Here is a 19,736-nt window from a genome sequence, read left to right on the forward strand (position 1 = left end):
GAAACGCACCGTCGGGGGGAAAGACAGGCGAAGTCGGGGTCCGGTTCTCCAGGTTCGATCATATCGCAGCCACGGGAGATTCCATAGCCACTGTTTTCAGTTCTCGGGATCGGTTACGCGCGGAGGAATCGAACGCCCGTGCGGATCGGATTCGGGAGAGCCGAGTTCCCGTTCGATCTGTTCCCGCGACTCCTGATCGAGATAGTGTTCGATCTGATGGGCGGCTTCGTGCAGATGGTCTTCGGGCAATTGAAATTCCGAGCCGAGATAGCTTTCCCAGAGTCGGTGTCCGCGCACGAGACGCTGTGCGGCCCGGCGGCCGCGATCGGTGAGCACATACCCTTCGTCTCGCGTCTGCTCAACCAGAACCGCGTTCTCGAGACGATTGAGCGAGGACTGCATCCGGTGCTGGCCAGCCGAGTCTTCAGCGAGTTCTGCCATTCGTTCCAGCGACATCGAACCATGGGGATCAACTTCTTTACGCTGCTCTTCCCAGCGGAACAGAATCCCCAGCAGGTCTTCTTCGCGGATGCGGGATCGCAGGCGGGCCCGACGGAGCCGGGTGACGAGCAGCCCCTGTGAAGGCGAGAAGACCAGTGCCAGACCGTAGCCGAGTCCAGTAAAGACGGCCATCATCCCGGCTGCACTGGTGTTGAGGTGCCAGGCGACCGCATAGCCGAATGCAGTGGCGATCGCCGCGAAGACGCCCGACAGAACAAGCATGTTGACCAGTCGCTGGCTGACAAGTTGAGCGGTCGCCCCCGGAACGATCAGCATGGCAACAACGAGAATACTGCCGACGATCTTGAACGAACCGACGACGCAGATCGCGACCAGAACGACGAGCACGCCGAGCATCGTCTGACCGTAAAGTCCGATCGCAGCCGCGTACATCGGGTCGAACACGGCGGCTTTGATTTCCTTCCAGAACAGCCCCAGCCAGAGCAGCGAGGCAGCCAGGATTGCCGACGTCGTCCAGAATGCCGTTGGCCAGCGGAGTCCGAAGAGCGTGATCGTTTCCAGAGCAACGTATTCGATCGCTCCTTCAAGAACGACGTCGCGATCGAGATGGACTTTCTCCGCGAACATCTGCACCAGAAGGATGCCGAGGGCGAAAAACGCCGTGAACACGATGCCGAGGCCGGACTCCTCCGTCGCGTGGCCGTAAGTTGTCAGCAGTCGGGAGAGGCCTGCGGTCAGCATGGCGAAGACAGCCGCCCCGACAAACATCGGCACGGCTGCGGTGGTTCCAGTCAACAGAAACGCGATGGCCAGTCCGGGGAGTACGGCGTGACTGAGCGCGTCGCCGAGCATGCTCATCCGTCGGAGAACGAGAAAGCAGCCCAGAATGGCACACGTCACATTGGCGATCGTCCCCACGAGGATGGTCCAGAAGGCCAGCCTCATTGTGGGGTCCAGAAATGCAGGCCAGTCCAGCATGTTCGAATCGCCTGCGACAACTCCCGGGGATCAACACCAACTGCGGCCGGTTGCAAGCCGGCCCTACCTCAACATTAAACCGGCTGTGGCGGCTGGGTCTGGAAGGCCCGGCTGCGGAACAGGAAGTCGACGATATTCCCTTCGTGAGGCTGCAGCCAGTTGAGCTGGTTGGTCCGCACGTGGCCAATGTTGAGCCGGTCGATGTTCATCGCATCGACCAGTTCCGCCGACCAGCTCTTGTTCTCCGTCAGAGCCGTGCAAACCAGCGTCGTGCCGATCGTCTTGATCATCTTGTCCTGCGGACATTCGACAACCGAAACGAACGGGAACATGTATTCGGTATTGGCCAGAGTCGCCGAAGGATTCTTCGTGTGAACGACCGTCGGACGCAGGAAGGCGTACCGTTCGTGCTTCTCGAGCCGTTCGCCATCGCGATACTTCGCGGTCACTTCCGTGACGGACGAGTCCTTCAGGCCATCTTCGATCTGATCGTGCATCGCCTGAGCGACATCCGGATTGGTAAAGGCGGCGAGCTGAGCCTCAGGGTCGGTCATCTTCGTCGTCTTCACCGCGGCCAGACGCTGAGCCAGAGCATCGGCGATCTCGTCGGTATGACGCGATGCGTAAATCGCCGAGGCATTCACGCAGCTGCGACCGCCATTGGAAAGGACGCTGTCGACCATCAGATCGAGATACGATTCCCAGTTGTCCACAACATCGTCGCCAAGCAGAATCTTGCTGAAGCCCGGCCCGTGGACCTGGACGTTCGGATTGCTCGAATACTTGTCGACTGTCGCCTGGCCGCCGAAGATCATCACCCGCTTGCAGAGTTCGGTCACCGAGTTTCCGACTTCATGCGGTCCCGGGTAGAGCGAGATGGCTTCTTTCGGAATCCCGGCTTCAGCGAATGCCGAGGCCATGCGATAGGGTGTCCACGGCTCCGACGAACCCGGCTTCAGCACCAGGCCAATCTGCATCGGAATACAGGGAAGCCAGAGCGTGTGCACGCCCGGGGAGTTCGACGGGAGCACGAGCCCGAGCACCGGCGAGGTCGGCTGGTAGCTGACCATCACGCCGCGATCCTCCATTCCGTAGCCCTTCTGGAGGATTTCGAGCGGCAGGCCGCGTGTCAGGGCGTCGAGGATCTCCTTCATGTTCTTCAGCACGAAGGCGATTTTGTGCATGTTGGCCGCACACATGTTTTCCGGCAGACCGGTGCTCGCCGACTGAATCTTGCAGAAGTCGGCTGGCGACTGGGTTCCGTTCCCGAGGGGCAGCGTGCCGTTCATGTACAGATCGCCGGCTTTGGCACACATCTCGACCAGATCGTAAATGTCGATCTCCCGCAACGCGTCGCGGGCCTTCTGGGCTTTCCGCATGTCCATTTTCACAAGGCCGCCATTGGCCTGATGGACGTCGGCCAGTTTCTCGCCGGTCTCGAAGTGAACAACTTCAGCTTTGTCGAGGCTCTCGTACGGCTGTCCCCAGCGGATCACGGGAATTTCAAGCATCAGTGTCTTTCCTGCTCGGGCGGGCGTCCCGGTCGAATCGGGAGCCTCCCTTTGTGTTCATGGAGTCGCGTTCGGGATTTTTATGATCTTAGCCTGCGCGACCGATTTGGCAATCATCGCCCCGGGCGGGTGGGTGGGAACGAGGCGGGGGATCGACTACGATCCGTTCATTGAACGGGAATTTCCCTCAGAAATCAACCTGCTGACAGGAACCAGCTTACGATCATGAAGACGATTGAATGGATCGGCGATGTGGACGGGCATCTCCGCCTGCTCGACCAGACCGCTCTCCCCGAAAAGACCGAGTTTCTCGACTGCCGGACACCCGAAGACGTTTTCGGAGCGATTCGTCGCCTCAGCGTGCGTGGAGCCCCCGCCATCGGCGTTTCCGCGGCTTACGGACTGCTTCTCGGCCTGAAAGATGTCGCCGACACCAGCCGGGAAGAATTCGATGCCGCCTTCGATAAAGTCTCCACTTATCTGGCCGAAAGTCGTCCGACGGCTGTGAACCTGTTCTGGGCCATCGCCCGGATGCGGGATGTCGTCGCCGAGTCGAACGACATGTCGTCCAGCGACCTCCGTCAGCGGCTGCTCGAGGAAGCTCGCGAGATCGAAGCCGAAGACCGCGAAATGTGCAACGCCATGGGGCGGTTCGGAGCCGAGCTGATTCCCGAAGGAGCCGGCGTGCTTACGCACTGCAACACCGGGATGCTGGCGACCGCAGGAACCGGAACCGCGTTCGCTGTGCTGCTGGCCGCTCATCAGGCCGGGAAGAATATTCACGTCTACGCCGACGAAACCCGCCCGCTCTTGCAGGGAGCCCGGCTGACCGCGTGGGAATTGCTGCAGTCGAACATTCCCGGAACGCTGATCACCGATTCGATGGCCGGCTGGGTGATGAAAGAAGGCAAGATTCAAGCCGTGATCACCGGTTCGGACCGCATTGCCGCCAACGGAGACGCCGCCAACAAGATCGGCACCTACTCAGTCGCTTTGCTGGCGAAAGCCCACAACATTCCGTTCTACATCGCTGCTCCATCGAGCACGTTCGACCTGTCGCTGCCGACGGGTGAATCGATCCCGATTGAAGAACGCGATCCGGCCGAGATCGGTCACGGCTTCGGCCGCCAGACCGCTCCGAAAGAAATCAACATGTACAATCCGGCCTTCGACGTGACCCCGGCTGAGTACATCACCGCTCTCATCACCGAAAAGGGCGTGATCCAACCGGTGACCACGGAGAACGTGGCGAAAGTGGTCGCTGGATAGACCCGACGACGGGTGGGATAGAACTCAATAATGACGGGTGCCATGCCCACGCTCGCGTGGGCATGCTTGTCTTGTGCGCTGAACCAGCAACCGCGCATTGTCTGAGGTCCACGCAATAAGCTCGCCGCGAGTTTTCGGACCCGACGTTTCCTATCCCTTGAACGTCCTTTCCCAGCCTCCTGTTGCGTTGCAACACAGAGATGAATCTCTGTGCCATCCCGGTTAGACGCTCGTGACGTGCCCCCTCCGGGGTGCCATACTTGCATCGCGAAGCAGGGCAAGCATGCCGATGGGCGTGGGGGGGGGGAATGATTCGATGTTAATGGGACTGTCTGCGGTCGTGGGACGCCGTCAGGAGGTTCCCTTCACCCATGATCGGCATAACATCGGTTCACGCGCATGCTTGCCCTGCCTCTTTGAGGCGATGCAAGCATGGCACCCTGGGACGCTACGACTTGGATTTGGCGGGTTTGCGTTTTGGTTTCGGCGGTTGCCAGGTGTCGCCGTTGTCGGGGGGCATCGAGTTGTTCCAGTCGACGACGGCTTTGGTCATCTCTTTCACGATCTTCGGATGCTGCTCGGCGACGTTCTTTGTTTCGCCGCGATCCGATGCGAGATCGTAGAGTTGCGGGTCGGAACCGTCGTATTCGCAGAGGAGTTTCCAGTCGCCGTCCCGCATTGACAGATCAGGGAGATCGGCCTGGCCATAATAGCCGTCGCGATCGGGCGGGCGGCGGAAGTAAAGCGGCTGCTGACGGGAGTTCTCTGACTTTCCAAGCAGTGTTCCGGCGAGGTTCTCGCCGTCGAACATCACGTCGTCCGGTTTTTCGACTCCACTGATCTCAAGCAGACTGGGCACGAGATCGATCGCCGAGAAGACCGAATCGGTATTCACGGAACCGCGAGCCTCTTTCGCCAGCAGTCCCGGTCCCCAGGCCACGAGTGGCGACCGGACGCCGCCTTCGTAAAGCATCGTCTTCATGCCGCGAAACGGTCCGGCCGAGCCGGCGTCCTGATCGGGTCCGTTGTCTGAACAGACGAGAATCAGGGTATTGTCTTTCAACTCCGGTTGAGACTTCACGTAATCGAAAAGCTCGCCAAGCTGTTCGTCCATCGTATCGAGCACGCCCAGGTAGAGTTCCCGGCGTGAACCATCACCGCGACGAGCTTCCGGCGGGTAGTACGGGCCGTGAACGTCGTCTGGCCAGACATTGATATAGAACGGCTTGTCGGCCTTCTCGTTCTTCTTCACGAAATCAAGAGCGGCCTGCGTAAACGACTGTGTGACCAGCGATCGATCTTCCCAGATAATCTCGCCGCGGCCCAGTTGGTCCGACCCGAGTGTATGCCGGCGGAGCGGAGAACCATCGTGAGCATCGCAGATGGCCAGAACGCGGGGGCCGAGCCCCTCGAAGTTGGTCAGCGATTTGTCGAAACCGTATTCGGTGATGAGCGGGGCTTCCCCAACGTCGCGTTGCCCGCCGAGATGCCACTTGCCGAAATGTCCGGTAGCGTAGCCGGCATCGTGCAGCATGTCCGAGAGCATCGGGGCTTCCGGATCGAGCCAGTTAGCGACGCCCCGATCTTCATTCAGCTTGCGATGCGCGAGATACGAGTTGATCCTCCACCGCTGTGGATACTGTCCGGTTGAGATCGCACAGCGGGACGGCGAACAGATGGGCGAGTTCACGTAGAACTGTTCGAACCGAATCCCCTCGGCGGCGAGGGCATCGATGTTCTCGGTTTCGATGTCGGTGTTGCCGAAGCAGGAGAAATCGCCCCAGCCCATGTCGTCGATGAACACCAGAATCATGTTCGGCGGAGCCGCCTGCGTTGTTGAATGCAGACAGAGACCGAACAGCAGCGTGAGCAGCGAGAGCGAGTATCGCATGAAGAGTTCCTGCTTGAGTGATTGAAGCGGGATGATGGGGATCACCCGATCAGGCTAGGAAATCTTCCGCGGAAACTCAACTCGGAGCCTCGCCGGCGCGGCAGGCGACTACTTGCGGGCAAACACCTGCGGCAGCGTGAGCCGCGACTGCAGAATCGCCGGCGGGAGATCGAAGTCGATCGCACACCGGGGAATATTGAAGCGATCTGTCGCGGTCATCGGATCGTACTGGCCATAAAAGCTGAACGCGAATGTGTAGCCGGCTTCACGAACCAACTGCTTCGTTTCTTCGGTAAACATGTCCGGCTGACCGACGGGATAGCTGAAGGCCTTTGGTGACTTGCCGAGTTCTTCCGTGAGTCGCCGCATGCTGCCAAAGATCTCTTCACGCTGGACGCTGGTCTCCTGACGGGCGAGTACCGGGTGGGAGACGGTGTGACCTCCGATGTCGAAGCCTTCGGCGTCTAGTTCACGGACCATGTCCCAGTCCATCCAGAGGTTCCGGGCCTGCTCGGGACCGCAACGCCCCGTGCCGGCCTCTCTGGCGAGGTCGTTCATGAAGTCTTCCGTCGCCGGCCCCTGAAGCTGCCAGTAAGTCTGCACGGCACGGCCGACAGCCGCTCGGGGATCGTTGCTGTCGATCTGGAGCCCGCACTCGAACCAGCGACCGGCTGCCAGCGACGACACTTTTGCGTTGCGGATAATCCAGGCGATCTCGTCCCACCAGGCGACATGCGGACGGTCGATGAAGCCGGTAGCGATAAAGAAGGTCGCCGGCACCCCGGCCTGCTTCAGCACCGGGAAAGCGAGGTCGTAATTGTCGCGGTAGCCATCGTCGAACGTGATTAGAATATGTTTTCCGGGTCGCCCGGCAACGATGGTTTCGAGATCATCGATCCCGACTACATCGGCGTGACGCTGATACTGCTGCACCTGACGTTCGAGCCGTTCCGCGGTCGCGCTGTAGAGATTGCCATCGAACGGACACGATTCGCGTGCCCCGATTCGATGATAGTTGACGACCAGCAGCCCCGACCACGAAGGCAGTCCGCCGAGGGCGAAGTTCACTCCCGAGGCCTGCATCATACCTGCCAGCAACTTCTTCTTGCCGAATGGAACCAGCTTACGCACGAGCTTCATGGGAAGTTTCCAGATGTCGTTTCGAGAGTACGAGGCGCGGGAGTGGACCAGGAGGGCGACTACTTGTCCCGGACATCCTTCAGTCGCAGCATGGTCAACCACTTCTGACCGCCGGAGACCCGCTCGCGTTCTGATTCGCGGACTTTTTCGCTGACGATTCCGGCGTCCTCCAGTTCGATCAAATCGATGCCGTGCTTCTTGGCATGCTTCTCGACCTGCATCCGAACCTGATTGAGTCGGGTTGCTTCCCGGGAAAGCCGGGCCCGTTCGAGGGACAGCGTGATTTCATTAACCCGGGATTGTTCTTCGAGGTGCTCCTCGAGCGACTCCAGCTGTTTGCGGAGTTCTTCGGGGTACTCGTTGAGACTTTCCCAGTCGACGGCTCCCAGCAATCCCGCGTTCCTCCGGACATCCCGATACAGCAGGAGGCACGTTTCGATGTAAACGTCCCGTTCCTGAATCGCGGTGACGAGCTGAGAGCGATCGGCTTGTTCGAGATCGACTTCCGCGGGAGGGACCGGCAGGCCATCGGGGACGGCGTCGCTGACTTCAGAATGGTGAGACCGCGGCGTGCCGAATGATTCCTCGGAAATTTCCTCATCGGGAATCTGTCCGGAGGAGTCGAGCAGAACATCAGCAAGCGTGTCAAACAGTTCGTCTTCCGAGGGGCGATCCGGATTCTCTTCGACGTACCGGGTCTCTGGCTGGTTGTAGATTGTGGGCGGCGTATTGGTGAACCGGACGACGAGGTCGCGAAGTTCCTCGATCTGCATCTCGATTCGGCCGAGCGAGCCGGGCATCTGCGCAGTATCCCACTGCTCGACCAGATAACCGACATCCTGAGCGACCTGCTCACTGTATTCGTCGTTGGTCGAAGCGCGGTGAGGCGCGAGTAATCCGCCGGAACGCTGCATGCGGTCAAGCTGCTCAGCAGCCTGTTCCAGCTGCTCGGTCAGCGCAGCGACGAGTTCTTCCTTCTCGCTGAGTTGTTGCTCGAGTTCGGTCGACGACATAGAAATCCATGTTTTCTATTGCAGAGCCTGTGGGGAAAAGTCCGTCCCCGGCCAATCCGTTTCAACTGTAGCTCGTATGGGCCGCGACGTTTCGCTGTCGGCAGAACTCGCCGGTCAATTGCGGCCCGATTATGAATCTGGCAGCGATTATCCCGAATCGACCGGTTATTCCGCCTCAGAACACGCTGAATCGCGCTTCGACCGGCGGACCGGGAAGGCGAACTGCAATTGACACCGCAGGGACGGAACGTGTAATCAGCCCCTGCACCTGCCTTCAGGATCTGATCAGCCAGGGAACGGCGGCTTTGATGCGTAAATTTTCAATTCGACGTCCGTATCTACTGCGGAAAGCCTGCTCAGTCCTGCTGATCGCCGGATTGCTCGCATTCTGCTGCGCGGAAACAAGGGCTCAGGGCTGGCCGGTCGAATTCACGCACGAGCACTTCGTCGTGCATTCCCAGGTCCCCGGGGAAAAGATTCTCCCAGCCGTACGCGATCTTTCGGCACTGCAGAAACGAATTGGCGATGCTCTGCAGATCACGGTCTACGACGAGCGGATCGACATCATCATCTTTTCGTCTCATTCCCAGTACCGGGCCTACATTCGCCCGAGGGTCCCGGAAGCGGCATCCCGCCCGGCTCTGTTCGTGAAAGGACCGGATCGACTCTATGTCTACGTCGTTTACTCCGATCGCTGGGAAAGGGACCTGCGACACGAGATGACACATGCCACGCTGCATGCGTCCCTCCCCTATCTGCCGATCTGGGTCGACGAGGGGCTGGCCAAATACTTTGAAGTCCCCGACCGTGACGAAGGACTCAATCGCGATCTGCTCGGCAATCTGAAGTGGAGACTCCGCTTTCGGCAGGACGTGAGAACGCGGGAACTGGAACAGATCCAGTCTCTCACCGACATGAAGCCCGAGCATTACCGCGACAGCTGGGCCTGGATCTATTTTCTGCTGCATTACAGTGAGGAGAGCCGGACGCTGCTCCAGGCCTACCTGCAGGAAATTCAGGAAGAAGAAGTGGTCGGCTCACTGATCGACCGCATTTTCGCTGGCTCGGCGGATGCTCACGCCGATATCGATCGCTTCTATCGCTGAACGCTTTCAGCCCCTCGGCCAGACTCTGCCCGGCTACCGAGCGGAAAATTGGTGACAGCAGCCGATGAATCGGAGCCCCGATGAAATTCGCGCGCACTTTTCGGCCGGAACTTACTGCAAATCTTACAAAAGCCGCGCATTGCCTCAATCCCACTCAGATCAAGGTCCGATTAGACCGACTGTTAAGAAAGGATGGACTGTTTCCATCTGATCGGATCTACCCGTCAGGAGGATCCAGTTCGTGTCCGTTCTCATTGGAAAACGACGGACGTGAAGGCAGTTCTGAAGCTGGATGCTTCAGAGTCTTTTCTTTGACCTCCACGAATTAAGGATGATGCACGATGAAGGTAACGATTTTGAAGGGCGCTCTGGCGAGTCTGGCCTGTCTGGGGATGGCGATTCCATCCACCGTGATGGCAGATGCCAAAATGAACCAGGTCGCGAGCAAGGTTCAGATTGCCGATGTGGCGCTGAACAACGGCGTGATGAGCGGAAAAGTGGTTGACACTCAGGGTCAGAACGTCAACGGCGGCGTGGTGAAGGTCAGCCTCGGCAGCAAAGTGGTTGCTTCGGCTGTCACGGATGCCAACGGCGAATTTGCCATCAACGACTTGAAGAGTGGTCTGTATCAGGTGTCCTCTGGCGAATCTCAGTCTGTTGTTCGCCTCTGGGATGGCCAGGTCGCTCCTCCAGCCGCCAAGAGCAATGTCCTGATCGTTCAGGGAAACACTGTCCGTGCCCAATGCGACAGCCCGACCGACTATGTCATTCTGGGAACCGCAATCACCGGTGTTGCCCTCGGTGGTGCTGCTCTGGCTCAAGGCGACGGCGATACGATCATCGTCAGTCCCTAAAACGACCCGTCACCATAACAGTTTCTGACCAACCCACCCGCGGATACGAATGTTTAAACTCGGTATTTATCCCGGGTGCGGTTGGAAGAATCTGATAATTTTCGAAAATGCAAGCAAAAACTTGGAGCAGGTTCCAAATTCCTTCCGAAAGTAATGACTGAGCGGTGGGGACCGTTCGCGATGTCGAATAGTGACGTCTAAGGACAGGTGGTGCTCAGTAGTACTCACTTCTCGTAAGAGGAATGCAGGGCACGCGACTCGGCGAATGTGGAAGACGAGTAACGTTATCTGTCTGGCACGAACTTCAGCGAAAGGATTTGGGGGATGAAACGGTTCAATCTTATTACGAAATCAATGGTCGGACTCGCCTGCCTCGGCATGGCGATGCCACAGGCACCTGCATTTGCAGGTCCTGCAACTCAGCAGATGGCTGCAAAAGTCCAGATTGCTGACGTGGCTCTGAACAACGGAATGCTGAGCGGCAAGGTTGTTGACGCTCAGGGACAGGTCATTTCGGGCGCTGTCGTTAAAGCTTCGCTGAACAACCAGACCGTCTCGACGGCTGTCAGCAACGCCAACGGCGAATTCCAGCTGAGCAGCCTCAACACCGGTATGTACCAGGTTTCGTCCGGCGAATCTCAGGCTGCCGTCCGCGTCTGGGAAGGTGCTGCTGCTCCTCCGGCTGCCAAGTCCGGCCTCCTGCTCGTCAACGGTCAGACCGCTCTGGGTCAGGACTGCTGCGATGATGGATGCACCGGTTACGGTGGACGCACCGGTCTGGGTATTGCTGCGATCGTCGCTGTCGGTGCTGCTACCGCCATCGCCATCACGGCTGCTCAGGACGACGACGACGACGCTGTCATCGTCAGCCCATAGTTGAGACACACTTCCTCGCGGTGGAAAAGACCACGAAGCTTTCGCGGAAGACTTAACAGACTTTCCTACGCTTCTCGCTGAATGAATCCACTTCGCACGGAAAACTGACTCGCACGCATCGAATCGGCCTCAGCTTTTGCTGAGGTCGATTTGCGTTTTTAAGCCCCTCCCGATGGCGTTCTCCGTCTCGAAGCCAATCCCACCTGCAACCTGTATACTTCGCACTGCACCTATTCTCTCTATCCCTGCATTCGCGGTCGATCGTGGCCTTGGTGAGAAATTGCAGTTTGCTTTCGATTTCCTCACCTGTACAATCACGCTATTCCCTCAGGCCACTTCGTGCGACCACTCGGAAACTCTGACACGGTGAGTCGAGGGATTAGAGAAGATTTACGGCCGAGATCAGTTATGTCGGCCCTGCCTGCTTCGACTTCTGTCATCTCCCCTACCAGTTCCGTCGATATTGATGATTAATAGTGTCATTACAACTGCAGCGTGAAGTCCTCAGGTGCACTCTTGAACGACTTCATTTCCCCCGAAGTACGACCGGTCGAGACGACCGCGACTCCGGAACTGGCATTCGCCGGTATTAAGCCTGCATTCGCGTTTCAAGGCGACGAAACGGAGAGAGAATCGTGAATTTCCGATCACTCGAAACATTCCCAAATACGCTCCGACATGCTCTGGCAGTCGCTGCTGTCTGCCTCTGCTCTGCTGCCGGTCAAACGGCCCTGGCCCAGAATCAGACCGATGTTCCGTCCAATCACCCCTTTGCCCCGGTGATTAACCTGGCCATGAAGGGCCAGCAGGCCACGCAGCAGATCAAGGACTACGAAGCTGTCCTGACTAAACGGGAATACATCGGCAAGGAACTGGTCACCAGCCAGATGGAAATCAAGGTGCGGCACGAACCGTTCAGTGTCTACCTGAAATTCCGCGAGCCTCATGCCGGTCGCGAGGTGATGTACGTCGCGGGCCAGAACGGCGGCAAGATCCTCGCTCACGAAGGTTCAGGACTCAGTTCGCTGATTGGAACGGTTTCCCTGGACGTCAACTCCCGCGAAGCACTCAAGGAAAACCGCTACCCGATCACCATGATCGGGATTCGCAACATGGTTTCCAAACTGATCGAACAGTGGGAAGTCGAATCGCAGTACGGCGAATGCGACGTTAAGTACTACCCGAATGCTCAACTCGGCAACGTGGAATGTCGCGTGGTGGAAACTTCCCACCCGGTTCCCCGCCGCCAGTTCAAGTACAGCACGACTCGCCTGTACCTCGACAAGGAAACCAATTTGCCAATTCGCTGTGAATGCTATGGCTTCCCCGTCAGCCCCGGCGAGAAGGCTCCACTGATTGAAGAGTACACCTACACCAACCTGCGGACGAACATCGGCCTGACCGATTTCGACTTCGACCGGAACAATCCCGCCTATCAGTTCTAGCAGATTGCTGCAGACAGAGTGTCGAATAAAAAGGACTCACTTTTTCGGTGAGTCCTTTTTTTGTTTTACGCTTTGGGCAAGGAAACGTTCCCGATCAGCGGGTGGCCGTTTCATTCTGCCGATCCGCGGGAGGCTGAATCTCCATCGTCGCCCGCAACCCGGGCAGCAGGAAGTTGCGATCGTTCTGCACCTCGGCCCAGACTCGGATCCGCTGTGTCACGGGCGTGACTGCTCCGTCGATGAAGCGGATCTTGCCGTTGAAGCTCAAATCCGGCCGCTTCGGCAGCACGGCTGATTCCTCGAGTCGCACGACCACCGGGTCACCAGGACGGATATTCCACGAGTCGGTGACGTCGACAAAGCCTTCCACCTTGAGAGTGTTGTAATCCACCACTTCGACGATCTCGGTCCCCTGCTGGACCGCCTCGCCCTCAGTCTTGTAGCGTCGAACAATCATCCCCGAGAGCGGACTCTCGATCTGATACTCTTTCAGACGCTCGGTGGCTTCCTGAAGCTCGAGATTCTTGATGGCGGCTTCATGCTCGGCCTGTTCGATCTGCAGAGCCGTCTGTTCGGCCGACAGCTTCAGTCGACGAAGTTCGTAGCGGGTCACGACCTGAAGATTCGGATTGATGTTCGCCTGCACGGCCTGTTCGTGCTCCGCTTCGGCCACTTCGTTCGTTTTCTCCGCCAGACGAATATCGATGTCGTTCTCGGTATGCTTCCTGGCGGTCTCCACGGCGGCTTGAACCAGATCGTCTCGCAACCGGCCAATCAGCTGACCGGCTTTGACTTGATCTCCTTCTTCGACAGAGACCAGTTCCAGTACGCCGGGGCGGTCGCTGGCGACTTTCGCCGAATAGAGCGGCGTGATGGAACAGTTGTCGACCGTGATGACATTGCGATCCTGCGCGGCTGCAGAACCGGTCAGCGTCAACGCGGACAACAAGAGCGAGAGAGCGGGAGCGGCGAGTTTCGATGGCTTTATCATGAGTTTTCTATCCGTAGAACACGGTTTGTTGATGTCGAAGGATTCCAGGTCGACTCGTTCAGGATGATCGATTCCCCGGCTGCTGACAATGTGAGTCTTCTGATTTCGGTCCGGCGAACTCAGGAATCGCCCGGCTATTGATCGCCGGCCTCCAGATACGGATTCAGTCCGATGCGACGGTACGTCTCCATCTGCTTTTTCTCGTATTTCATCATCTGTTTTCGCTGCTTGTAGTGTTGCCGCTCCAGGAAACGTTGTGTGCGACGGAAGACGTTCACCCAGTTAGCTGGGAGTTCTCCTTTGCTGGCCTGCAGAGCATTCTCACGCAGACGCTTCACCTTCTCCGGCGGCAAAGCGGTTAGCAGCTCATCTTCCGGCGACAGGAAAAACTGATAACTTCCCGGATCCCCCTGCCGGGCACTCCGTCCGACCAGCTGGCGGTCGATTCGAGCCGAGCTGTGCATTTCGGTGGCGACCACATGCAGGCCACCGGCTTCACGGACTTCCGGTGAGAGTTTGATGTCGGTACCGCGGCCCGCCATATTCGTGGCGATTGTCACGGCCGCTCGCTGCCCTGCTCTGGCGATGATCTCGGCTTCAATTTCATGATAACGGGCGTTGAGGATCTCGTGCGGAATCTGTCTTTCCGTCATCGCGGCACTGAGTCGTTCCGAAGCAGCGACCGACGGCGTTCCCACGAGCACCGAACGCCCCTGTTCGACCAGTCCCTGCATACTCTCTACGATAGCGGCGTACTTGGCTTCCTGGGTCGAAAAGACGCGAGACGGCCACTTCTTGCGTAGACAGGGTTTATCAGTCGGCACCCGTCTGACACCAAGCCGGTACGTACGCCGAAACTCCCGGCGAGCGTCCGATGCTGTCCCTGTCATCCCGGAAGCGTGTTCGTACTGCTGATAAAACCGTTGCACCGTAATGCGAGCCGCGTCGGTCGTCGGCGAAGTGATCGGCAGATTCTCTTTGGCTTCGATCGCCTGATGCAGACCATTCTGCCATTTCCGGCCCGGCATCAGCCGCCCGGTCGATTCGTCGACAATCACCACTTCATCGTCCTGAAGCGTGTAGTGACGATCCCGCATGTAATACAGATTCGCTTCCAGAGCCCGCTCAATGTTCTCGAAGATTGTTTCCATGCTGACCGCTTCCATCAACGGAGGCTTCCCGAGCAGCACAACCTTGCGGCAGCCCGGGTCAGTCAGAAAAACCTGCCGCTTCTTGGTGATGGCGACGTAGTCTTTCTGCGGATCGAGCCGGCGGATGGCTCGCGAACACCAGCGGAACAGCGCAACTCGCTGCGGAGCCTCCGGCTGAGCCGTTCCAATGAGCAGCGGCGTCCTCGCGTCGTCAATCAGGACGCTGTCCGCTTCGTCGACGATGGCGCAAAATTGCCCGCGCTGGACCAGACCGCCTTCCTGGCCTTCGAAAAGTCGACGGGCGTCATCGGTAATTCGTTCCGCTCCCAGTCGCAGGCGATCTCGGAGAAAGTCGAAGCCCATCTCTTTCGCGGTTCCGTAGGTGATGTCGCGGGAGTAGGCCTGCCGGCGCTCTTCATCTTCCATGTCGGTGATCACACAGCCGACAGAAAGCCCGAGCCGTTCATAAATCGGCCGCAGTTCCGTCGCATCGCGATCGGCCAGATAATCGTTCACAGTGACGACATGCACGCCCTTGCCAGCCAAAGCGAACATTACAGCCGGGAGCACCGCGGTCAGTGTCTTTCCTTCCCCGGTCTGCATCTCGGCAATAGCATTCCGGGCCATCATGGCGGCTCCCTGAATCTGCACGTGGTGCAGATCGAAGCCGTGTGTCCGACGAATCGACAGGCAGGCGAGCGCGAAAGCCATTTCCTGAACAGCCGAGAAGGGCTCGCCGTTCTGCACGCGATAACGCAAACTGCGAACGAGACGGGTGAGTTCTTCGTCACTGAGGTGATCATGCTCGTTGGCGACACGAAGGACCGCGTCGGAAGCACGAACGTAACGAGAGTTCGCCGCACGGACGGGACGGACATGCGGCTGCACCGGCGTTTCAGAACCGGTCGGCTCCTGCATCGTCACACTGTCCACAGATTATGCTCCACTGATAGCCACACTCACACGGCAGGCCGCCGCCATGCCTTCAAGCCCTGGCAATGCGCTCAAAGACCTTGCATCCTGTTGAATCCGATCTGTTCAATCGTAGACTGAATCAGACGCGGGGGGAAATGCGAATCGCGATTCTGCCGCGAAACGGACCGGTTTAACCGTCAGAATTCGTTTCAGGCAAAATTTTCCAAGGTCGAACCACCCCGCCAAATGGCGTCCGACGTACACGAAGAAAGCGTGCCCCGTCGAAAGACCGACGTGGCACGCTTTTCAACTGCTCTCGGTCCTAGCCCTGGGGCTGGGTTCCCGGATTCTTCACCCGCTTGCGGATGTCGGTTTCGAGTGTCCCGAAGGTCTGCTCATGACGCTGCACGGCCGAAGCCAGCAGGGAAACCAGTCGCTTGGCGGTATAGTGGTTCAGAATGACCCGCTGGGAAACGCGAATCTTTTCCGGCGGCTGTCCGACGGGATTCGGATTCAGAGCCAGGTCAAGGATCACTTCTTCCGGCGTGCTCGAAACGCGGCACATATTGGCGTAGATCGCTTCCACACCCGAGTCGTCGATCTCGATCCGGATCTGCTGTCCTTCCGGAGCGGCGGTGCGTGGTTCTTCAGCGGGTTTTGCTTCGTCAGCCATCTTGTTTCCTTCTCGTGTTGCAACGTCCGTTGTGCCCGGTCAGAACGCCTCCTCAGTGAGGCAGATTGATCCATTTCCGACCGGTGTGTGGTGTCGGATTATCCCTGAAAATCAGGACTCGACGTCTGATCATGAAGCCAGTCTGATTCAATCTCAGAAATTGTCAACCTGAGTCCGCGGGCTGAGCACTTTCGCGCGAGAAAATCACTCGAGCCATTCACCCCCAACATTCCCTCTCTACCCAGTTTGCAACCAGTTACGTGCTCACAACTCCACTGCGGGCGAGATCGAGCGGGCAATTCACTACACTTTCAATAACCCGCAATCATTACGACAACCGCGCTTTGAGAGGACCTTTCCTGATGCTGCGTCGACATGCCCTTGCTGCCACCTTGTGCCTCCTGCTAACCGCCCCTGGAGCCGCCTCTGTCGCGGCGGAAGCCAGTCCGCAATTCGTTACACCCAATGAATTCGCCGGCAGCGACATCGAACGGATCAATCAGGCGGTCGAGAAAGCTCACGAAGTCGGCTGCCGCGTGCGAATTCCGCGAGTCAATCTCGTCGACGGCGAACGCCGCGAGCTCTGGCTGATCGACTCGGCCATTCTTCTGCCCGGCGATTCCGTACTCGAACTCGACAACTGCCACATCAAACTTTCCGATCGCTGCCGCGACAACTTCATTCGCAGCGCGAATTGCGGCATTGGCTTCGAAGAGATCGAGCCGATCGAGAACATCACCATTCGCGGCATCGGCCATGTCGTTCTGGAAGGAGCCGATCATCCTCGTGCGACCGGCGACGCCGCGAAGAAACTCGGCTCCCGCACCTACGGCACCGACGCCGGGAAAGAAGGCGAAAGCCAGACTGGCGACTGGCGGAACATCGGCATTCTCATGGCCTATGTCGAGCACTTCCGAATCGAGAACCTGACCATGATTGACTCTCACGCGTGGGCGATCTCGCTGGAACGCTGTGCTCACGGCGTGCTACGGGACCTGCATTTCGAGTCGGACGGCTTCAAGGAGATCGACGGCAAACGCGAGACGATTCTGAATCAGGACGGCGTCGACCTGAGAATGGGCTGTCACGATATTCTCATCGACAACATCACCGGGTCCACCGGAGATGACCTGATTGCTCTCACCGCGATCGCCCGCACCGAAGATACGAACGGCAATCTCGACTCGACCATGGTCAGCTCGGCGGTCGATCGCGGGAACGGCCTCGATGAAATTCGCGACGTGATGATCCGCAACGTTCGCGGCTACTGCCGGGGTGGACATCACATCGTCCGTTTCCTGAATACGTCCGGCGTGAAGATGCACGACATCATGCTCGACGGTCTGATCGATACCTCGCCCGAAACGATGCAATGCAAAGCGGCGGTCAAAATCGGCGACAAGAACTACGGCACCGGCGTCGCCCCGCTCGGCACGACGTACCGCATCTTCGTCAGCAACGTGACCAGCAGAGCGAAACACACCGTCCTCATCGGCGGCTCCCTGGCCGACTCTCTCCTCACCAACCTCATCCGCCACGGCTCCCCCGGCGAAGTCGTCACCATCCTCCCCGGCAAAGACTTCATCGAGAACGTCACCATCAGCAACACCCACGTGATGGAATAGAATCGCCAACTGCAATCTCAATCCCCGGGGTGCCATGCCCACGCTCGCGTGGGCATGCTTGCCTTCGACACTCTCAGTCCTTGGCATCAGCCCCCTTGGAGTCCCGACGTGTCAACGCATCGCCCCAAATGTTGATGGTCGTGGTGAAGTGCCCCGGTTCGGAGGCTTCGATTCGAATCGCGATCGGGATGAAGCTGTCGCCCTGGTATTCGGGCAACGCCGTGTAGCTTGTGATTTTCCCCTCCGCCACGAGTGGCGCGATGATGTTGTTATCGATCCCCGCCTTGATGTCAGCGACGCCGATCGGAACGAAGAGTGTATTGCCCGGTATCTCCTGTCCGCCGAATTCGGGCGGCATAAGAAACAGCTTTTCTAACTGCCCCTGTCGATGAAGCTTCTGAGCCTTCGACTGCGAATCAATCGTCGAAAAATCGGGACCGGGCGGCGGAGACTTCTTCTTAAACCAATTGAACATCGCTGTGTCCTATGAAGAGGAGAGTGACGGAGTGATCCCTGATCCAAATGCTACCCTTGCGCAGAGTCCACTCACGTAGAAATCTGGGCATCAATCATCGTTGGTTGTCGAACGTGAGTTCGCACTGCTGGGCAAGCCAGCAGTGGCACCCCCTCGGGTGATAAGCAGCAATGCCATACGACTCAGTACCCGTGGTGAAAGGGTCGAGAGAGGACGGTATCAGGCTCTGAGATAACAAACGGGATCGGAATTTCCAATCCCATCGAATGTTTTGGATGAGTGAAAGGGAGATACCTTGTGTCTACGCCACTTCTACTCCAGCAGAAACACTTGAGCCTGCCGTGTCGCCGGGTGCCATGTTTGCATCGCCTCGAAGAGGCAGGGCAAGCATGCCCGCTGGACAATCTTTCTCCACGACGGGGGTGGGAATTGTCGTTCAGGACAGGTCCATCTGCGTGAATTTGAGAACCATATCGACTGGCATGCTTGCCCTGCTTCGCGATGCAAGCATGGCACCCTCGAAGAGTTATTCGACGGCGAGAGACTCGGTTGGCCCGGAGATAAATCTCCGGACCATCCTGTGTTCTTGTCGAACGTCGAAGAAGTGTGTGGAACGTAGTTGAAATGCCAATGCCCGTGACAAGCATGCCCACGCGAGCGTGGGCATGGCACCCATCTTTGCTGAATTCTCCTGCGATCGCGAACGGCGAACGACCTATCAGCTGTATTCGGGATTAACGCAAAGCACTCGGTCTGTATCAGCGTTCCAACCGTAAGGAAGCAAACCCTGTCTGTAGGCATGGAGAACTGCTTCGAGCGGGACGAATTCCGTTCCCGATGTCAACATGCGGATTTTTACGATCGACTCGAAGTGCGCACGGAGCGTGATCTGGATACATCTTTCGAAGTAGACCCCAGTGAGTGCTCCACCGACTGAATTTTCGATCTGCTCAAGTTTCTTGGCGATGATCGAAATTCGTGAACTCACCTCGTTCGAGACTTGGAGTTTATTTCTTACCGTGCTGAGGTCCTTCTCGAGATGACTCGCGCCCGATCCGGAGATCATCATGAACATCCCATCGACTTTATCCATCACACTTCGACGAAGCATGACAAGCGAAGACTCATCGTCTTGCAGGTCGAGATCACTATGGAAGCCATTCAAGGTTACGATTGAGAATCCCGCAGAGAAACCGTCTCCCCGGAACTTCTCAATACGATATGGAGGCTCCACGCCCGACAAGAGCGTATCTGAATTGAAGACTTGCAGGACGTCTTCAAGGAGTTCAAGTGGACATTCTATTTTACGATTCAGCACGTTCATCTCACTTCTTGGTATCTCACTCATCGGAAACTGACCC

At 57.9% G+C, this 19,736-nt stretch carries 16 protein-coding genes; 6 read left to right on the top strand and 10 right to left on the bottom strand.

The window, feature by feature from the left end:
- Positions 1-96 precede the first annotated feature (96 nt).
- Both L1A08_RS08345 and L1A08_RS08350 read right to left on the bottom strand, forming a co-directional pair.
- Entirely contained in the window at positions 97-1,440 is a 1,344-nt protein-coding gene (locus L1A08_RS08345) for a metal ABC transporter permease (RefSeq protein ID WP_238755874.1), read from the bottom strand.
- A gap of 74 nt (positions 1,441-1,514) precedes the next feature.
- Complete coding sequence (locus L1A08_RS08350) at positions 1,515-2,951, bottom strand: aldehyde dehydrogenase family protein (protein WP_238755875.1); 1,437 nt, start codon at positions 2,949-2,951, stop codon at positions 1,515-1,517.
- A gap of 225 nt (positions 2,952-3,176) precedes the next feature.
- Here L1A08_RS08350 and mtnA point away from each other — a divergent pair, with 225 nt between their 5' ends.
- Positions 3,177-4,220: an S-methyl-5-thioribose-1-phosphate isomerase gene (gene mtnA / locus L1A08_RS08355; RefSeq protein ID WP_238755876.1), complete on the top strand. Its 1,044-nt coding sequence runs from the start codon at positions 3,177-3,179 to the stop codon at positions 4,218-4,220.
- A 448-nt stretch (positions 4,221-4,668) separates the two neighbouring features.
- Here the strand turns inward: mtnA and L1A08_RS08360 are convergent, their stop codons facing one another.
- From L1A08_RS08360 to L1A08_RS08370, 3 genes are all read right to left on the bottom strand, one after another.
- Positions 4,669-6,111 (bottom strand): sulfatase-like hydrolase/transferase, encoded by a 1,443-nt coding sequence (locus L1A08_RS08360; protein ID WP_238755877.1) that lies wholly within the window; start codon positions 6,109-6,111, stop codon positions 4,669-4,671.
- Positions 6,112-6,219: 108 nt separating this feature from the next.
- Positions 6,220-7,251, bottom strand: a complete 1,032-nt coding sequence (locus L1A08_RS08365; RefSeq protein WP_238755878.1) for a polysaccharide deacetylase family protein — start codon at positions 7,249-7,251, stop codon at positions 6,220-6,222.
- 59 nt (positions 7,252-7,310) lie between these two features.
- Positions 7,311-8,264, bottom strand: a complete 954-nt coding sequence (locus L1A08_RS08370) for a hypothetical protein (RefSeq protein WP_238755879.1) — start codon at positions 8,262-8,264, stop codon at positions 7,311-7,313.
- Between the two features lie 308 nt (positions 8,265-8,572).
- Here L1A08_RS08370 and L1A08_RS08375 point away from each other — a divergent pair, with 308 nt between their 5' ends.
- The 4 genes from L1A08_RS08375 to L1A08_RS08390 all read left to right on the top strand — a co-directional run bounded on the left by L1A08_RS08375 (position 8,573) and on the right by L1A08_RS08390 (position 12,545).
- On the top strand, positions 8,573-9,370 hold the full coding sequence (locus L1A08_RS08375; protein WP_238755880.1) for a DUF1570 domain-containing protein: 798 nt from the start codon (positions 8,573-8,575) through the stop codon (positions 9,368-9,370).
- A gap of 341 nt (positions 9,371-9,711) precedes the next feature.
- Complete coding sequence (locus tag L1A08_RS08380) at positions 9,712-10,224, top strand: carboxypeptidase-like regulatory domain-containing protein (protein WP_238755881.1); 513 nt, start codon at positions 9,712-9,714, stop codon at positions 10,222-10,224.
- Between the two features lie 324 nt (positions 10,225-10,548).
- Complete coding sequence (locus L1A08_RS08385) at positions 10,549-11,100, top strand: carboxypeptidase-like regulatory domain-containing protein (RefSeq protein ID WP_238755882.1); 552 nt, start codon at positions 10,549-10,551, stop codon at positions 11,098-11,100.
- 635 nt (positions 11,101-11,735) lie between these two features.
- A complete protein-coding gene (locus tag L1A08_RS08390) occupies positions 11,736-12,545 on the top strand; it encodes a DUF1571 domain-containing protein (protein WP_238755883.1) in 810 nt (269 codons plus the stop codon).
- 94 nt (positions 12,546-12,639) lie between these two features.
- Here the strand turns inward: L1A08_RS08390 and L1A08_RS08395 are convergent, their stop codons facing one another.
- From L1A08_RS08395 to L1A08_RS08405, 3 genes are all read right to left on the bottom strand, one after another.
- Positions 12,640-13,536: an efflux RND transporter periplasmic adaptor subunit gene (locus tag L1A08_RS08395; RefSeq protein WP_238755884.1), complete on the bottom strand. Its 897-nt coding sequence runs from the start codon at positions 13,534-13,536 to the stop codon at positions 12,640-12,642.
- A gap of 134 nt (positions 13,537-13,670) precedes the next feature.
- Positions 13,671-15,620 carry a preprotein translocase subunit SecA gene (locus L1A08_RS08400; protein ID WP_238755885.1) on the bottom strand — a complete coding sequence of 650 codons (1,950 nt, stop codon included), beginning with the start codon at positions 15,618-15,620 and terminating at the stop codon, positions 13,671-13,673.
- Positions 15,621-15,924: 304 nt separating this feature from the next.
- Positions 15,925-16,275, bottom strand: a complete 351-nt coding sequence (locus L1A08_RS08405; protein ID WP_238755886.1) for a DUF3467 domain-containing protein — start codon at positions 16,273-16,275, stop codon at positions 15,925-15,927.
- A gap of 362 nt (positions 16,276-16,637) precedes the next feature.
- Here L1A08_RS08405 and L1A08_RS08410 point away from each other — a divergent pair, with 362 nt between their 5' ends.
- Positions 16,638-17,900, top strand: coding sequence for a hypothetical protein (locus L1A08_RS08410; protein ID WP_238755887.1), 1,263 nt, complete (start codon positions 16,638-16,640; stop codon positions 17,898-17,900).
- A 73-nt stretch (positions 17,901-17,973) separates the two neighbouring features.
- Here L1A08_RS08410 and L1A08_RS08415 read toward each other — a convergent pair whose 3' ends face one another.
- Positions 17,974-18,375 carry a hypothetical protein gene (locus tag L1A08_RS08415; RefSeq protein WP_238755888.1) on the bottom strand — a complete coding sequence of 134 codons (402 nt, stop codon included), beginning with the start codon at positions 18,373-18,375 and terminating at the stop codon, positions 17,974-17,976.
- A gap of 718 nt (positions 18,376-19,093) precedes the next feature.
- Positions 19,094-19,699, bottom strand: a complete 606-nt coding sequence (locus L1A08_RS08420) for a hypothetical protein (RefSeq protein ID WP_238755889.1) — start codon at positions 19,697-19,699, stop codon at positions 19,094-19,096.
- Positions 19,700-19,736: the final 37 nt, after the last annotated feature.

It is taken from the genome of Rubinisphaera margarita (assembly GCF_022267515.1).
GTDB lineage: Bacteria > Planctomycetota > Planctomycetia > Planctomycetales > Planctomycetaceae > Rubinisphaera > Rubinisphaera margarita.

Coding starts and splice junctions, on each gene's coding strand:
- mtnA (WP_238755876.1), top strand. CDS start 3,177: ATGAAGACGATTGAATGGATCGGCGATGTGGACGGGCATCTCCGCCTG.
- L1A08_RS08375 (WP_238755880.1), top strand. CDS start 8,573: ATGCGTAAATTTTCAATTCGACGTCCGTATCTACTGCGGAAAGCCTGC.
- L1A08_RS08395 (WP_238755884.1), bottom strand. CDS start 13,536: ATGATAAAGCCATCGAAACTCGCCGCTCCCGCTCTCTCGCTCTTGTTG.
- L1A08_RS08385 (WP_238755882.1), top strand. CDS start 10,549: ATGAAACGGTTCAATCTTATTACGAAATCAATGGTCGGACTCGCCTGC.
- L1A08_RS08420 (WP_238755889.1), bottom strand. CDS start 19,699: ATGAACGTGCTGAATCGTAAAATAGAATGTCCACTTGAACTCCTTGAA.
- L1A08_RS08360 (WP_238755877.1), bottom strand. CDS start 6,111: ATGCGATACTCGCTCTCGCTGCTCACGCTGCTGTTCGGTCTCTGTCTG.
- L1A08_RS08370 (WP_238755879.1), bottom strand. CDS start 8,264: ATGTCGTCGACCGAACTCGAGCAACAACTCAGCGAGAAGGAAGAACTC.
- L1A08_RS08415 (WP_238755888.1), bottom strand. CDS start 18,375: ATGTTCAATTGGTTTAAGAAGAAGTCTCCGCCGCCCGGTCCCGATTTT.
- L1A08_RS08345 (WP_238755874.1), bottom strand. CDS start 1,440: ATGCTGGACTGGCCTGCATTTCTGGACCCCACAATGAGGCTGGCCTTC.
- L1A08_RS08350 (WP_238755875.1), bottom strand. CDS start 2,951: ATGCTTGAAATTCCCGTGATCCGCTGGGGACAGCCGTACGAGAGCCTC.
- L1A08_RS08380 (WP_238755881.1), top strand. CDS start 9,712: ATGAAGGTAACGATTTTGAAGGGCGCTCTGGCGAGTCTGGCCTGTCTG.
- L1A08_RS08410 (WP_238755887.1), top strand. CDS start 16,638: ATGCTGCGTCGACATGCCCTTGCTGCCACCTTGTGCCTCCTGCTAACC.
- L1A08_RS08365 (WP_238755878.1), bottom strand. CDS start 7,251: ATGAAGCTCGTGCGTAAGCTGGTTCCATTCGGCAAGAAGAAGTTGCTG.
- L1A08_RS08405 (WP_238755886.1), bottom strand. CDS start 16,275: ATGGCTGACGAAGCAAAACCCGCTGAAGAACCACGCACCGCCGCTCCG.